Origin of the sequence: Siphonobacter sp. SORGH_AS_1065, from assembly GCF_030818595.1 — a bacterium.
Taxonomy (GTDB): Bacteria; Bacteroidota; Bacteroidia; order Cytophagales; family Spirosomataceae; genus Siphonobacter.
In genome coordinates, this window is record NZ_JAUTAM010000004.1 from 3966089 (window position 1) to 3980270 (window position 14182).

At 49.8% G+C, this 14182-nt stretch carries 14 protein-coding genes; all 14 read right to left on the reverse strand.

Annotation, left to right across the window (positions count from 1 at the left end; translation table 11 throughout):
• Positions 1-4: 4 nt before the first annotated feature.
• Positions 5-253: a hypothetical protein gene (locus QE390_RS17145; RefSeq protein WP_307143047.1), complete on the reverse strand. Its 249-nt coding sequence runs from the start codon at positions 251-253 to the stop codon at positions 5-7.
• A gap of 2 nt (positions 254-255) precedes the next feature.
• Entirely contained in the window at positions 256-1236 is a 981-nt protein-coding gene (locus QE390_RS17150; protein ID WP_307143048.1) for a DUF6712 family protein, read from the reverse strand.
• Positions 1226-2542, reverse strand: coding sequence for a hypothetical protein (locus QE390_RS17155; protein ID WP_307143049.1), 1317 nt, complete (start codon positions 2540-2542; stop codon positions 1226-1228). The genes QE390_RS17150 and QE390_RS17155 overlap by 11 nt, the downstream gene beginning before the upstream one ends.
• Positions 2543-2544: 2 nt before the next feature.
• Complete coding sequence (locus QE390_RS17160; RefSeq protein ID WP_307143050.1) at positions 2545-2850, reverse strand: hypothetical protein; 306 nt, start codon at positions 2848-2850, stop codon at positions 2545-2547.
• 312 nt (positions 2851-3162) lie between these two features.
• Positions 3163-4734 (reverse strand): hypothetical protein, encoded by a 1572-nt coding sequence (locus QE390_RS17165; RefSeq protein WP_307143051.1) that lies wholly within the window; start codon positions 4732-4734, stop codon positions 3163-3165.
• The gene (locus QE390_RS17170) at positions 4727-5254 is read right to left on the reverse strand and encodes a hypothetical protein (protein ID WP_307143052.1); all 528 of its coding nucleotides are present in this window, start codon (positions 5252-5254) and stop codon (positions 4727-4729) included. The genes QE390_RS17165 and QE390_RS17170 overlap by 8 nt, the downstream gene beginning before the upstream one ends.
• A 90-nt stretch (positions 5255-5344) precedes the next feature.
• Positions 5345-5965 (reverse strand): hypothetical protein, encoded by a 621-nt coding sequence (locus QE390_RS17175; RefSeq protein ID WP_307143053.1) that lies wholly within the window; start codon positions 5963-5965, stop codon positions 5345-5347.
• A gap of 374 nt (positions 5966-6339) precedes the next feature.
• Positions 6340-6954, reverse strand: a complete 615-nt coding sequence (locus QE390_RS17180; RefSeq protein WP_307143054.1) for a hypothetical protein — start codon at positions 6952-6954, stop codon at positions 6340-6342.
• Complete coding sequence (locus QE390_RS17185) at positions 6908-7234, reverse strand: hypothetical protein (RefSeq protein WP_307143055.1); 327 nt, start codon at positions 7232-7234, stop codon at positions 6908-6910. The genes QE390_RS17180 and QE390_RS17185 overlap by 47 nt, the downstream gene beginning before the upstream one ends.
• Positions 7235-7238: 4 nt before the next feature.
• A complete protein-coding gene (locus QE390_RS17190; protein WP_307143056.1) occupies positions 7239-7808 on the reverse strand; it encodes a hypothetical protein in 570 nt (189 codons plus the stop codon).
• A 78-nt stretch (positions 7809-7886) separates the two neighbouring features.
• Positions 7887-8870, reverse strand: coding sequence for a hypothetical protein (locus tag QE390_RS17195; protein ID WP_307143057.1), 984 nt, complete (start codon positions 8868-8870; stop codon positions 7887-7889).
• 59 nt (positions 8871-8929) lie between these two features.
• Positions 8930-9424: a hypothetical protein gene (locus QE390_RS17200; RefSeq protein WP_307143058.1), complete on the reverse strand. Its 495-nt coding sequence runs from the start codon at positions 9422-9424 to the stop codon at positions 8930-8932.
• Between the two features lie 30 nt (positions 9425-9454).
• Positions 9455-10324 (reverse strand): S49 family peptidase, encoded by an 870-nt coding sequence (locus QE390_RS17205; RefSeq protein ID WP_307143059.1) that lies wholly within the window; start codon positions 10322-10324, stop codon positions 9455-9457.
• 130 nt (positions 10325-10454) lie between these two features.
• Entirely contained in the window at positions 10455-14177 is a 3723-nt protein-coding gene (locus tag QE390_RS17210) for a hypothetical protein (RefSeq protein ID WP_307143060.1), read from the reverse strand.
• Positions 14178-14182: the final 5 nt, after the last annotated feature.

Genomic DNA, 14182 nt, shown 5'->3' on the forward strand with positions numbered 1-14182 from the left:
CTAATTAGGATTTGAAAGAGGTTATCCAAATGCCCTTTAGGACGGACCAGGCTAACCCAGTTAAAAAGAAAAGAACGACTAATAAAGCGACGATGCAGACGCCCACGGCTGGCCACCAAACCGGGGCGAAAATCACGTCCCAGGGTATCAAGCCAAACGGCCCGGCATCGAGTAGTTTTAAAGCGGAAAAGAAAAGAGAAACAAGGAGTAGAATAGTAAAAACTATCCCTACCGGAATCAGATGCTTTTTCATGGCTATAGGACGAAATAAGGGTTTTTAGGATCGTTTTTCGGCCGTTTGATAAACCGACCTGCCGGCGGCATATACAGGCTCGATGAATAGTAGCTGGCTAGTTGATCGGCTGAAGCGTTTTCGTTGAGATACCGCTTGAGTTCGGCCGCCTTTTCCTGAGCTTCGCCCATGGCTTTCTGACTGATTGCATTGAGCCGCGTAATGCCTAAAGCATCTTCGTTCAGGATCCCGTCCGTTTCGCTCACCAGTCGAAAATCGACGTTCATGTTCAGATAGGGCACGGCCTGGGCAAAGCCATACTGGGCAATGGCCTTTCGGGAAAGATCCAGTACTTCGGCTTCGTGAATCGTCAGCGAAAAACCGAATCCATCCTTTAGCTTTTCGATTAGTTCTTCGTACAGCGGACCCAGTATTGGACGAACGAATTCTTTTTCGGCAATCTGGAAGTAATCCCGCAGGCACAGGAATAAACGGCGACTGTAGCGAATGGCAGGAAACGCCCTGGTCGCTTCGGTCGCGGAAGAAATCAACCGCCCACGGTTTACGCTATACGCGGTCGAATTCTTCCAGGCTGGGAACTCATTAGCGAAGGTTTCCAAATACTGAATGGCACCTTCCAGGTTCTCGTCTGCTTTGCTGGCCGACTCTTTGGTCAGGGCTACGTACTGCCATTTAGCCATCGCCTGGCTGTTGGTGGGCGTCTGTACCGAAATGCCGGCGTCACCTACACCAACCGTCAAATGCGGGAAAGCTTCGACGTAAGTAAACCAGGCCAACGCCGCTTTAATCAAATCCAGAAACTCAGTCTGGTATTGATTTGGATTATCAAGGGCGACCAGCTGACGGTACTGATCCCAGCCGATGGCGGGGATGATGTATTTCTGTTCGGAGGACCGAACAAAGGGCTTCCAGGTCGCAAAGTCCATTACTTTTTGAATGCCGCCCAGGTACTCTTTTAAGGTGTCTTGGTCGTTAATCAGCATTGTCGTCTTTGCCCTCGGTTTTCTGGTTTTGTCCGTTCTGTTTGGCCGCCCCTGGCGTTACATCATAAGTGTATAGGGCAATGTTCCGAATGTCAAACTGTAGTTTGGAATCCCAGCCATTGACCCGTTTGGCCACTTTGAGAACGTAGAGTAGAATTAGCCGGTCTACGTAAGTAAGAAACCCCTGCTGATAGTTGGCGGCCGCCTCTAATTCCTTGCCGGATCCGCCCAGTTTACCGCCGGTATCGATACCAGCCAGGGCGGGTAAAACGCCGTGGCCGCTGGCCTGGGCGACGTTGGCCGTATTAAAAAGCGTCGTATAGGCATCGTCCGACATTTTATTCTCAAGTGGCTTGATCTGAACGCCCGGCATGGCCTTGCCATCGAGTAGGCCCGTCGAATGGAACGTCACCAGCACTTTGTCGACGTTTTCAACGCCAGCAAACGTTTCGGCCATTCCCTGAAGCGTATCTTCTTTCAGATCCTCTTTTTCTTCGTCGGAAAGTCCTTCTTTGTCGAAGTAGTTGTCTGGAATGCTAATGTGGTATTTCACATTATAGCCATTGTCCAGCCCCGAATCGTGAAATTTCGGGATCTTGTTAGCCACCTTCGACCATTCTTCCGTTGACCACCAGTCGGCGAACGCGTAGTAATCCTGACCAGGCAGCCGGTCTTTTAAATGCAGGATACATACGCCGTATTTAGCAGGATCTTTTGGGTCGAAAGCGGGGATCGGTTCCGTGTCGGCGGGCTTGTAGTTTTTAGTGCCGAAGTTAGGGTTCACCAGATACGCCGACACTTTCTTTTCGCCTGGCTTTAGGCCACGAATGCGGACTTTGAACGCATCAATAACCTCAATTCCTACCAGTTTTTTAGAGGTGTCGAAGGTGAACTTCAAAAAGACATTCCCTGAGAAAGCATACTGAAGGCACATCGATACGAATTCCAGATCGAATTCGACTTCCTCTTTCCAGGCTTCGAACTCTTCCGAAAAGACTTCTACGAAACGGGTACCCGCTTCTTTGCTCTTTTCGCCCATGTGAGCGTAAACCCCCAGCCCGGCAACAAAATCCCGACGGGTTTTGATAAGCCGCCACTTGTTGGGCGACTCGCTGGCCAGGGCGTGCATTTTCGCCAGCTGATCGTTCTTCGCCCCCCAGGGCACAAAGTCGCCCCGCGTATTTCCACCGCCCGACGGTGCCGAATATGCCGCGTCCGCCGCCCCGAACGTAACCAGGGCCGCCGATTTCTTGGAGTACTGAAGCGTATACGCGTTGGCGGTAATCTGACGAATCTTTGGTTTCATGGCTAGTAATTATGAAAAATCGGGTGTCCGTTGTACTCGATGAGCAGTTCGATTTTGACTTCGAAGGTGTGTTTCGCTTTCTCATCGTAAAGCAGTAAAGCCCCCGCCTTCTTCATATTCCTTTGGATAGTGTTGAGATCCTTTTTGTTCTCGCTACCCTTCGGGTTTTTAAGCTTGGTTGGGTTCTTTTTTACTTCCTCTTTGAAGCTGATTTCGCCATCGAGTTTGCGAAACTTCAGGGAAAAGGTGGTCCCTGCTTCCTGAATTTCATGGAGTACGGTTTTAAGGGTGATCCTTTCCTTTTGCATGACTTCGTTTTCTAAGACGATGCAAGGATAAACCGCCTTTTTTTCGTGCTATAGGACACGTTTTCGCAAAGAATCAGTATAAAAAAAAACGGCGAGTGCAGTCTGATTTGAGGGTAAGCCTTTTACTATGAACTACTTAGCTTTTGAAATTCAATTTTTCGCGTGACTCTGTCACAACTGCCTCTCCCGCCCTTTGACAAAAGCGGCAATTGCCATCCTTCATTCCCGAATATAAAATCAAAATCCACCCCCTGGCTTTGGGAGTGGATCTGTAAGAATCTGTCTAAATAAAGTACCGATGCCTTTCTTTTTTTATCGACCACGTGGCCGCCAGATCTGGTTCTGCATTCCCGTCGGCTGGCTGGTGGGTAGTAGCTTCTTGAACTTACCCCAGACGATGTAGTCCATGGCGTCCGTCCCATCCGTGGCGTACTCGCGGTTACGCTGGTCGCCTCCTTCACTGGTCTTGTCCTTCTCGAAGTCCCCCTTCATGGGTGCCATCTGTATCGCTATGGCAAGGGCTTTGTTCTTGTACTGATTCAATCGTAAGCGTGGGGTAGTCTCTAGCGTCTCCCTGAGCAGGTGATCGGTTAGTATGTACTTGTTCTTGTGCGATGGGTATGTAAACTTCTCATACTCCCTTCGTACAGTCCAACCATTCTTAACCAACACTGCACAGTATTGGTCAAACAGGGGCTTATTATCCTTACTATCCCTGGCCGAACGCTGCTTGCCAGAGGGGTCGCCCCACACGGCCACTATCTTGGTAGGGTGGTCTTTGTAGGTTTCACAGAAGTGTTCGGCCTGTTGAACAACCAGGTTCTTGTCGTTCTTCAAGGGGTCAGGCTTCTTGAATACGCTTTCAATGATCCTAAATTCCTTGCCTACTTCCTGACAGATCAACTGCCAGCAGATGTCTGCGTTAAAGTCCAAGGACGTTTCGAGTAGGATGTCTTCACGATAATCTTTCGATTTGTGTAAATGCAGCTTCGTTTTGTCATCAAACTCATAATCAAACATCTTAGTATAGACGTGCTTTTCCGTAGAGAACGCCGAATAGAACCCATTAGGTCTTTGCAGGATACGTTCGTTATCGACTTCAACGGCTACCGTAAGCGGCGGTAAGGTGGCCACCAGATCATCGTAGTACGTCACCGGCAATACGTCCCGATTATCCTTCCAGCTACTTTGTAGGAAAAGGGTTTTGGGTGGGGTGCTGGCCAGTTGCTCATTAGTCCAGGTAGAGCGGGTGGCCACTTCATCCATCCAGGCGTTTTCTGTCTCGTAGATCCACATTCCCTTATTGGTCCATGCCGCCGACGAAAAGTCGTAAAAGCATAAGTGCATATGGTGGTGGGCGAAATTGGAATGCCGGTTCGCCCGTTTGGCGGGCAAAATAATCGTATTAAGAAAGTCAGGATCCACGGTCGCCGATTCATCGACCAAGACGCCATCGGAGTTGATCCCCCGTTGTGAATCTGGCCGATCCTGGCTTACCATTTGGATCGTAAACCCATTAATGAACACGATACAATACTGCCAGCCCCGTTTCCCAGGGCTGGAAAAAGGCTTGTACCAGCCATCCGGCGGCTGTTGGCCAATAACGTAAACGCCGTGCGGGTTTGCCTTCGAATACTCGACGTATCCCATCCGCTCGAGTGCGTTTTTTACCTCGGGAAGAACAATCAGATCTAATTGAACGTAGGTAAGCCCGACGAGTACAACTTTCGCCCTGGGCATATTTTCAAACATGAGTCCGATCACGTTTCCCAGGGTGGTCGTTTTACCGGATCCACGTCCGCCCTGGTACGTCTTTCGTTTTGCCCGCGAACGTAGAAACTTTTGCTGTTTGTCGTTGGCGTAGATTTTAATTGTCTTACTCATCTTCCGCCATCCGTTTTTGCTGACCTTGAATCAGCACGTTTACGTTATTGGTAAAGACGATTTTCGCCGCTTTCAAGAAGTCGTCAGGATCCCGACCCAGCGTTTCAGCGTCCAATAAGCCTTCCAGCCGGTCCGCCTTTTCCCAGGCTTTGGTCGCCGCGTCAATATCCCCATTTTGTTGGGCCAGGTTAGCCAGCAAGCGGTAATAGTTTGCCGATGCGATCTTTTTACCCTGGCGGTCGGCTACCTGCACGCGGCCGTAGATGAATGAAGCCTCTGAAATGATGTACCGGGCCTGGCGTTCCTGAATGTCGTAGTCCTTCATCAACGCATTGATGACCATTTGATCGGTACGACCCAAACTCATCAGCGAAAACGCCATTCGGTATTTGGCCAGCATCTCTTTGCCGGCATCGTCGAGTTCCTTGTTTTCGTAGTAGTAGGAAAGGTATTTATCGAGCTTGCCTTCGTCGATTTTAAGGGCCTTTTTGACCCTGTCTAGTGCTGTCGGTCTTGCCATGTCGTAGAAAAATTTCTGTAATCGGTAAGCGAGATTACAGAAACCCAGACGGGCAAAACAGGACAAAAAAAAGCCCTGAATCAGGGCTTTTTAACTCATTGCCTCGAGCTGTCGCCGGGCGATGTCTACTTGTGCCTCGAGCTGGGCGGCCTTGATTTCATACTTCTGTCGGGTCACGTCATTTTTGGCCCTGATCGCGTTTTTTCGTGCTTTGGAAAGATTGGGCATTAATGAATTATTCAGAAGCTTATGCACTTCGTAACGGTCGGCGGGCAAGTTGGCCAGATAGGCCGTTTTTGCTTGTTCTGAGATGAGATCGGCCGGCCGCTGGGGTTCCGCTTCAGGCAGTCGCCCGTTTGCCTTCAGATAGTCGATTCGTTCGCCCAGGGTGTTCCGCTGTAGCTTAAACGCCTCGATTTCGTCGACCAGGTCTTTCAGGTTTTGCGAATCCGGGTAATTCCCCAGCGTGTTCGAAAGTAAACACATTTGCTTATGAGCCTGGTGACGTTCGGCCGTCAGTTTCTCGAGCGTTTGCATAAAATCCGTTTCGGACATTCTCGGTAGAATAATTTCCGGTTTAGGACTTTCGCTTTCTGGGTTTTCGAGTTGCTGTTGGCCCGCTTCCGGGATCTGATAAGCCCTCAGAGCTTCGTGAATTCGCCGGGCTTCGTCGACTTCGTCGGCCGTTGCTTTGCCGGACCTGGCTAACATCTGCTTCAGCTGATAGTTCGCCTTCGCCTTCGTCCTCTGATTCTTGAGTTCTTCGGGTGTCATGGGATAGTCTTTTTACGGTTTGAATAAAATCATCGATGGTGGCTTCGAGCCGTTTACATTCCAGGTATTCCAGCGGCGAATCATACGGGGAATGATCGATAAGAATAGTCCCCTGAATGTCGCCGATGTACTTTCCAAGTACTTCAACTAGTTTAACAGGGCTAATTTCTGCTTCGTTGAGATAGTCAGAAAGCAAGGGTAAGTCGAGTTGCATAGCCTGGTTACATAAAAGCCGACTTTCGTGCAGAAAGTCGGCTTTTTCAAAATATTATTTGGTTTATGGTCAGCTGCAGCGGATCCTGAACGAAATTTTATTTCGAATCTTTCCGTCGATCTTCCAGGGCTTCGCCAGTGGCGTTTTCGGCCGCTCGTTGTCGAGCCACGGAAGCCAGCCGTAGGGCGGCTAGTTTGATGGTAGCCTTAAACCGTAGCTTTTGTTCGCGGGTCATCGGCCCTTTGGATTCCGGGGTTCCCGTTTCAGATTCCGGCGTAGTTTCGTCCGAATCGGACTTGTTGGCTGACTCTTGCCCATTTTTTTCGGGCACATCGCCAGTGCTGGGTTCATCCAGGCCAGGTTCTTTATCGGCTGATAAACTTTCCCCTGCCTGGGCTGGTACTGTAACGTTGTCTTTTCCCAATCCTTCGACGCCAGTTCCAGTTTCATCAGTTCTTCCCACAGGTTGAATTCCTCCTGAATTATCTGGGCTTCCAACTCCCTGTGAAGATCCAGAAAGGTCAGATCCTCCGTCGTCAGCGGCTCCTGTTGGCTGACTTCCGGGTCGATCAAGATCACCGCTGGCGGGGCCATCATGGCCAGTAGTGCCGTTACTTCCGCTATCGGGTAGCCCACTATTAAGATCCCGTACTTCATCTGGCTGGTTAGTTGGCGTTGGTGACTGGCTTTCTGGATTTGGTCCGACGGCCACTTGGGGTGTTTCCTGGTTTGGGGCTGTCTTGGCCGGCGACTTCTTGGCTGTCTTCGAGGCCGCTTTCGACGGGGTTGTCGGGGATGGGTTGGTCGATTGGGTTTCCATCGAGTTCTAAGGGTTTGGGTGGCTTGATCGGCTCAAAATAACCGAGTCCCGCCGCGATCAAAGCTTCCGCCTGGGCGTCGGTCATTTGCTCATTTACCGAGACTCGAGTTCCATCGATCAAGTGGTCGACGCCCCCTTCAGGAACGCCGACCAGCTTGTATTTGTGAAGCATTGGTTTACTGGCCGGGTACTACGGGAACCGACCCTGAAGAAAGCAAAGGCAGGGCCGTCGCTACGGAAGGCTTCAGCGGAACAATGCCCCACATGAACCCATCCTGTTCACCTTTTACGGTGTATCCCCGTTTATCATTGCCTTTGCCGCCTGACGTAAAATCAGACTTCACGTAAAGGCCGTTGTCGCTGGCACCTGCAACGCCAAATACACCGTCGTTTAGCTCTCCAATTACTACCGAGGGCGTATTCAGGTGTTTACGCATTTCGTTAACGATCTTCTTATTGAAGCCCGCCAACATAAATTCGATGGTGTGTTTGTAGCTCATAAAGCCAGGGTCGCCCGATGCTGAATCGCCCAACTTGAAAGTACCATCCGGGAATTCGTATTCGGCAAACTTCTTGCCGTCTACCAGTACGGGCGGATTGACGATTTCGCCATCGACGATGTCGCCTTCCTTCGGCCATACGCCGACAATATCTTTTCGGGCAATGATGAGTAGGTTACGGGTTCCGCCGGGGTTGGGAGAACCTTCGCTTGACCCGTCTAGGTCAACTAATGAAACAAAAGCCATAATCGTATAGAGAATTAACCGTGAAAGAAAAAGAGTAGAAAAAACCAGGTGTCAGACCGAACTGACACCTGGCAAAAACTAGTTAACGTCGCCCGTCCAGATCAATTCCGTGGCGGCAATTCCGCAAGCGGCTTGGAAGTCCATGATGTAGGCCAAATTCCGTTCACGTTTGTCGTAATCGAAATCAAGTTTGTTTTGCTTGCTCTCATCGTCATAGAGATAGCAAAGGTTCTTACGGGGCGTAATAAGCGGTACGTCGTGATTAAAGCCAGGCTCCACCACGAAAGGAATATTGGTTCCGTCGATAAAGCCTTTGTCCGTCGAAACGTTGTAGGGCAACGCCGTAAACTGCTTGCGATAATCGTTTTCGTAGAACGTTTTGATGGTCCGAGGCAGGATACAAATCAGATCGCTGTAGAAATAGCGGTCAGGAATAGCGGCTACAATCTTTTCGAATTGAGCCACCGCGTTAGTCGAGCTAAAAGCCTGAAGTTCGACGATGTTGCTCGCTGGCACCTGGCTTTCAGTGATCGCCTCGAGCAGCTGAGTAAGGATTCCATCAAATACGTCGAGCGGACCATTTCCGGCGGCGTTGTAGACTCCATTGTAAAGCGAAATCAAACGCATATCCTGTTGAGCCTGGGCGATTACTTCCGCAATCACATACGCTTCAAACGGAAACGTCGTCGGGTCAATATCCCCACCAGCCACTTCGCCCAGGTACGATTTGTACATCATTTCGATTTTAGGTTCATCGAACTCTAAATCGACTTTACAGGGGCGAACTTTGGCTACGCGGTTTTGAAACTTGACAGCGTCAGCCGTGGGGGTAAACTTGCCTTTACGGCCAGGCTGAAGAACGCTTTTGGTAATCAGGTTCGTCAGCACTACTTCGTCATTGCCTGGGATTAAGGTCATATAATCCTTGATGGCATGAATCGGAGTTCCCGCGATGCCTTCCATTCCAGGAATCAGCAGACGGGTAAAGATGTGTGCCCGATTATCCCGTGCAAAATCGGTCAGGGACGCGGCAAAGGATGTAAGGTCTAAAGAAGACGCCATTTGAAAAAACTATTTAAAATGAGTGAATGAGTGAAAAAGCAAGTCTGGCTGGCGGCCGGTTATTTGCTGTTATTGTACCGCTCGATTGCCTTTTTATTCCAAGGCTTTTCCTGTACAGACGTTTTGGTCGTTTCGCGTTGCTTGCGAGTGTTTTCGTCCTCTTTAGCTGACCCAGTACCTGATTCTTTGGCGTTCTTATGCCAATCCCTGAGAACCGCGAACTCCTTTTTATTCTTGGTCCAGGCTGAAGCATCGGCCTTGAGTTTTTCGTACTCGCTGGCTTTAATGCTGACCATCGCGGCTTCTTTTTTGCCTTTGGAGTCTTTGCCCAGCGACGCTTTTTTCTTCTTATCGTCGCTTTCTTCGACCTCCTGGTCCTGGTCTTCGTCGTCGTCATCCTGGTCTTCGTCGTCACCTTCGTCGTCCAGATCTTCGTCGTCGCCTTCGTCGTCTTTGTCCGACTCAGGTTTGTTTTTTACTTCCTGTTTTTCGGAAGTATCGGTCGATGCTTTTGCGGTTTTCTTCCGCCAAAAGCTGGCAAGTGGTTTAATCATGGCTATATGAAAAGATTAAAAAATTGCAGATTATGCCGCCGCCTGGGCCAGTTCCAAAACCTTATTGACGGCGTCGCCCAGGTAGCCAAAGCCGTCAGCCATTCCCAATTTGATGGCATCGCGGCCCACGTACATTTTGCCGGAAAACACTTCTCCGATGCCAGGGCGGCCCGCCTTGACAATTTCAATGAAGGTTCCGCGAATGGTGTTCAGGATCTCTTTTGTTTCGGCCAGAACGGCTTCAGAAAGTTTCTCGACGCTGTTAAAGAGGGCTTTGTCTTCCGAGCCATCAGCCCGTACAATAGTGATCTTGTAACCCTCTTTTTCAAGGAATCCGGTATAGTCGTAGTGGGTGGCCAGAACGCCGATAGATCCTACTTCGCTAGTCGTTTCCGACTCGAGCATGATGTAGTCGGCCTGACTGGCGATCCAGTAACCCGCAGAAGCCGCCATGCCGGTCACGTAAGCGACCACAGGCTTTTCAGATTGCCGGATCACTTCGCCCAGCATTTCGGTACCGTCCACCTGGCCGCCTGGGGTGTTTAATTCGAGGACGATTCCAGCGATCGCAGGGTCGGCGTTGGCTTCCATGATCCAGCTGGCGTAGGATTCTGAACCATAGCTACAAAGACCGCCGTAGCGAGTCATCGTACCCACGACCGGAATGATGACGACCTGGCCCTGATCGGTTGAAGCTTTGGCTAGGAAATCATATCCGGTGCCGGTTTCGATTTCCATTTCGTCGTCATCGTCATCAAACGCCAGGTACGGGCCTGCGATCTCTCCACCAGTAGCGAAGGGAGTTTTTCCATTGGCCATACGACGCAAGGCAAGGGCGGCCATCTGGTTGTGAAAGTCGGCGTTAAGTGCCCATTTAGCCGACAAATACTGTTCGATCATGTTGCTTGAGAAAAAAATCTTGACACAACATTACCCGACCGGCGGCCGATGACATAGGACGGCATTTTGGGCAAAAACAAAGCCCAGCTGAAGGCCAGCTGGGCTTTGTTTGATTGAATTTACAGGTTCATTAGGTCCATAGCGAATACGTATAGGCTACCCACCCATAAATCTGGGGGTTTCGATTCGCCCGCCATCCCGTGTGATTATAATCATCGATACCTACTTCAATCACTCCACCAGGCCTTGTGTCATCTACTTGTTCGGATACTGTACTATGTGAGGCCGGCGTACTGGTGTGGAACGTTGGCACTAAAAACGTTTTAGCGGAAACCTGATTAGCTAGGGTAGAAAAACGCCCAGACAGTTCTTTGTAAAAATCGTATTTCCGATTGTGTTGTGCCTGGTAAAACTTCCCAAAATAGTAGGGATACCGCTCAGGGAACATTGGGCCGGGCATTTGAGTCGAACAAACGCCCACGTAAACGGTGGGCACCTGGGATCTACATTCTGTGACCAGTTCCAAAATATCGTCGGCAATTGCCGCGTAACTACTCGAGAAAAGCGAATCGTTTTCTCCCGTGGCAATCACAAAATGCGTAGGTGTACAAACATCGTAAGCCATGTTGTTCGTAACCTTGGTTCCCGCTCCGTTACCTACGGCCAGCCGCGTCACCCCGTCATCGGAAAGCGTCCGATACCGCTCTAACGCCTTACTTACACTAAAACGATTGGAGCCAGTTTTCGTATAGTCAAAAAACGGGTTCTGAGGGGTAAGGGTACCGTTTGCGATTCCATCGATGTACGCTTGTACAAGGTTGATCTGATCGGCCGATCCTGACCAGGCTCCTAGGGCATTTACAATTTGACCTTCTCCCACCAAAAGATTATAAGAAAGTGCGGAAATGACCGGGGCGTTCACGCCATAACAGGTTTTCATAATGAGAAGCTTATCGGCTTCCGTTGCCGCGTAGGCCCGTCCCTGAGTCGTCGAAAGTCCTAGCAAGTCCCATGCACCCTTTGCCCCTTCGTAGGTAATTCCATTCTGCGTCGTAGAAACCCAAAATCGGAAGGGATGCCGTAAGTATCCGTGAGTTGTCCAACCGCCGAAACCAGTGGCGTACCCGCGTACGCTCATATTCTGCCCTTTGTACGTAAAGGCTGAATTAATCCCGTTGTTATTCCCTACACACAGATAATCATACCCCGTATTGCCATTGTCGTAGCGGTTTTTTAGGGCAATTTCTTTGGCATAACTCCAAAGTGAACCGCCGCCTACATAAGCCCCATTCAGCTGTCTGTCAGCCGTAATACTATCCCCGATATACCAAACCTTCGGAAATTTATTAGCCAGTACTGCCGCCCGCGTAGAAATGCGGTTTAGCGTTAGGTTTTTGGATTCGTAGCCGGCGGCGGTGATCGAAAGACTAACGTTCTCCATTAGAACATCTTGATAAGAGTCCGAATTCACTATTTTCGGGTTTGGGCTGTCTTTGCTAATCACCAGCTGATCTTTCCCATTAAGCAGTACAGGTACCTTATCGCGAATAAACCGCTGGGCAAATAAAGAAACTGGCTCCATCCGACTGGTAAAAGAATCCTTATTCGTAAAATACACATAAGCCGGGGCCAGCACTTCAAAGGTTTCCAGCTTTGGAGTTGTGACCGTTTGACCGCCTGAAAGTTCCTTGTCGTTGATTTTATTGACGACAACTTTTTCCGTATAAGCTTCATACGCTGTTCCGGCACTACCTAACTCGACTTGCACCAGGTCAGCGTTCTGACTGGCTGACGAAAGAATCTGAAACGAAATTCGAACGCATCCGGCGGGCGTGGTGAAGGCCGTGCCGCTGTTGATCGTGCCAATGTAGCTAGTCGAATTAACCAGCGAACCGTCCGCTTTTTCGAAACGCAATCCGCGAAGGGAAGGGCATCCCGTTATAGTATACGTAGTGCTTTCTGCTACCGGCACCCCGATTGCTGCACCAAAATCCGCAGCCGGGAAAACTACCGCATCGCTTCCGATTCCTTTCCCGGACTGGTAGTGCAAAGCCTTATTAAACTTGTTTTTACCTACCAAAATGACCGTTCCCAGGGTGATTTTGTTGGCAAGGATCGCCGTTTCTGCCGCCGTGGTTCGAACTGCTAACGCCGCCAAACTGGCTGTATCAGCAATGCCTTTTCCATCTGAAAAGGTGCCTCCCGCTTTGATTTTCGCCGCCTGAAGCTCTTTCCCGTTATTCTGACTAACGTAGGAAACAAAGGTTTCAAAAGGAGTAACGACGCTACCAAGTTGTAACTGCACCGTATCCGCGTTGCTTCCATTGCTGTATACTTGGAAGGAAATTCGAACGCATCCGGCGGGCGTTACGAAGGGCGTACCGTTGGCTATAGTACCTATGTAACTGTTAGAAGTCACCAGCGAACCGTCTGACTTTTCAAAGCGAAGGCCGCGAAGGGATTGACAGCCCGAAATAACGTACTGGGTGCTTTCGCTTACGGGTACACCAATCGCTGAAGCATACCCAGCCAAGGCGAAAACAATAGAGTCGTTGCCAATTCCTTTCCCATTTTGAAGCATGGTCGCCTTATCGAACCAGTTCGTTCCCTGAGAAGTCGCCAACGTCACTTTCGCCGCCTCCAAAACACTCATTCGCGTTTCGGCGGACGTCATGCGTAAAAATTCCGGTACGCGTTCGTAAAAGTGGGCCGGCGTGTAATTGATTTCAGCGGCCGGCTGATTAGGTATCGACGCGTAGGTTTGATTGGCGTTATTGTTCCAACCGCGATAAAATTTACCAGCAGAATCATTCCATTCGCCCGTCGTATCCGTCAGGTTGACATTCGAATAAATCGGGGTAAGTTTTGAGGCACAATACAGGGACGTAAACAGTACGTCATTAGCCTTAAAATCAATCGTTTGATTTAAGCTTGATAAGAATTCGTAGGGGCTATAACTACCCGCAAAGGCATTATTATATACGGCCATTTCCCCGACCGTCAGTGTTCGATCCAATAAAACCGTAGTCACGTTGTCCGATGCCCGTTTCCAAAGTACTTGCAACCGGCCCGGTTCGGTAATCGAACCACCCGCAATGTCTTTGAAAATAAACTGGCCTACCTGATTCATTTTCTTGGTAGACTTCCCAAAATACCAGGTACGCTGCTCGGCATAATCGACATTATGGCGGGCATAGTTATACGTTGATGAAGGTATAATCCGGTTTTTCGACACATAGACCGGAAGCATGGTATTTATTTGGTTTTCAAGCACCAAAGACTTTTGAAGACCAGTATTCGCCGCCGGCTTCCGATACCATTGGGTTCCTAGCTTGACGAACTGATCTCCCACAAAAAGTTTGCTGCCAACCGTAAAATTAATACCAGCAAATGCCGCCGGGGTACCGTCCGTGGCGGCCTCTGTAATTTCATAAAAAAGGCCGTCTGGCCCCGCCGGGGCTATGGCTGATAGTGCTGGGGTATTGGTAGCGGCATTATACGGACCTAGCGGTTTTCCCTGTTGAATTGAATTCAGGTAGTCGAGCATTGATCCAGTATTCCCCGCCTGAAGCCAAAGTTCGTAGGCACTGAATCCCTGAACGCCTTGTACCCCTTGTATCCCTTGCGGGCCTAGCAAATCAATCCAGGGACCAGGTACACCATCAGCCCGAACGAAACGAATCTTCGTACCGTCCCATTCATGTTCCGGCGTGTAATCGTTTTCCGTCACCCATTGCACCAGGGCGGAAAGGATGCCACGAATACTGGCGGCCGTATTGGAACGCTTAGGGGCCGGTGGCGACGAAAGAATTTGACCTTCAATCTGTTGAAGGATTTCTTCAGGGTTAATCATGGCTA

Bases quoted from the DNA above. Each gene is read 5' to 3' on its own strand.
- QE390_RS17145 (WP_307143047.1), bottom strand. From the start codon at position 253: ATGAAAAAGCATCTGATTCCGGTAGGGATAGTTTTTACTATTCTACTC.
- QE390_RS17150 (WP_307143048.1), bottom strand. From the start codon at position 1,236: ATGCTGATTAACGACCAAGACACCTTAAAAGAGTACCTGGGCGGCATT.
- QE390_RS17155 (WP_307143049.1), bottom strand. From the start codon at position 2,542: ATGAAACCAAAGATTCGTCAGATTACCGCCAACGCGTATACGCTTCAG.
- QE390_RS17160 (WP_307143050.1), bottom strand. From the start codon at position 2,850: ATGCAAAAGGAAAGGATCACCCTTAAAACCGTACTCCATGAAATTCAG.
- QE390_RS17165 (WP_307143051.1), bottom strand. From the start codon at position 4,734: ATGAGTAAGACAATTAAAATCTACGCCAACGACAAACAGCAAAAGTTT.
- QE390_RS17170 (WP_307143052.1), bottom strand. From the start codon at position 5,254: ATGGCAAGACCGACAGCACTAGACAGGGTCAAAAAGGCCCTTAAAATC.
- QE390_RS17175 (WP_307143053.1), bottom strand. From the start codon at position 5,965: ATGTTAGCCAGGTCCGGCAAAGCAACGGCCGACGAAGTCGACGAAGCC.
- QE390_RS17185 (WP_307143055.1), bottom strand. From the start codon at position 7,234: ATGCTTCACAAATACAAGCTGGTCGGCGTTCCTGAAGGGGGCGTCGAC.
- QE390_RS17190 (WP_307143056.1), bottom strand. From the start codon at position 7,808: ATGGCTTTTGTTTCATTAGTTGACCTAGACGGGTCAAGCGAAGGTTCT.
- QE390_RS17195 (WP_307143057.1), bottom strand. From the start codon at position 8,870: ATGGCGTCTTCTTTAGACCTTACATCCTTTGCCGCGTCCCTGACCGAT.
- QE390_RS17200 (WP_307143058.1), bottom strand. From the start codon at position 9,424: ATGATTAAACCACTTGCCAGCTTTTGGCGGAAGAAAACCGCAAAAGCA.
- QE390_RS17205 (WP_307143059.1), bottom strand. From the start codon at position 10,324: ATGATCGAACAGTATTTGTCGGCTAAATGGGCACTTAACGCCGACTTT.
- QE390_RS17210 (WP_307143060.1), bottom strand. From the start codon at position 14,177: ATGATTAACCCTGAAGAAATCCTTCAACAGATTGAAGGTCAAATTCTT.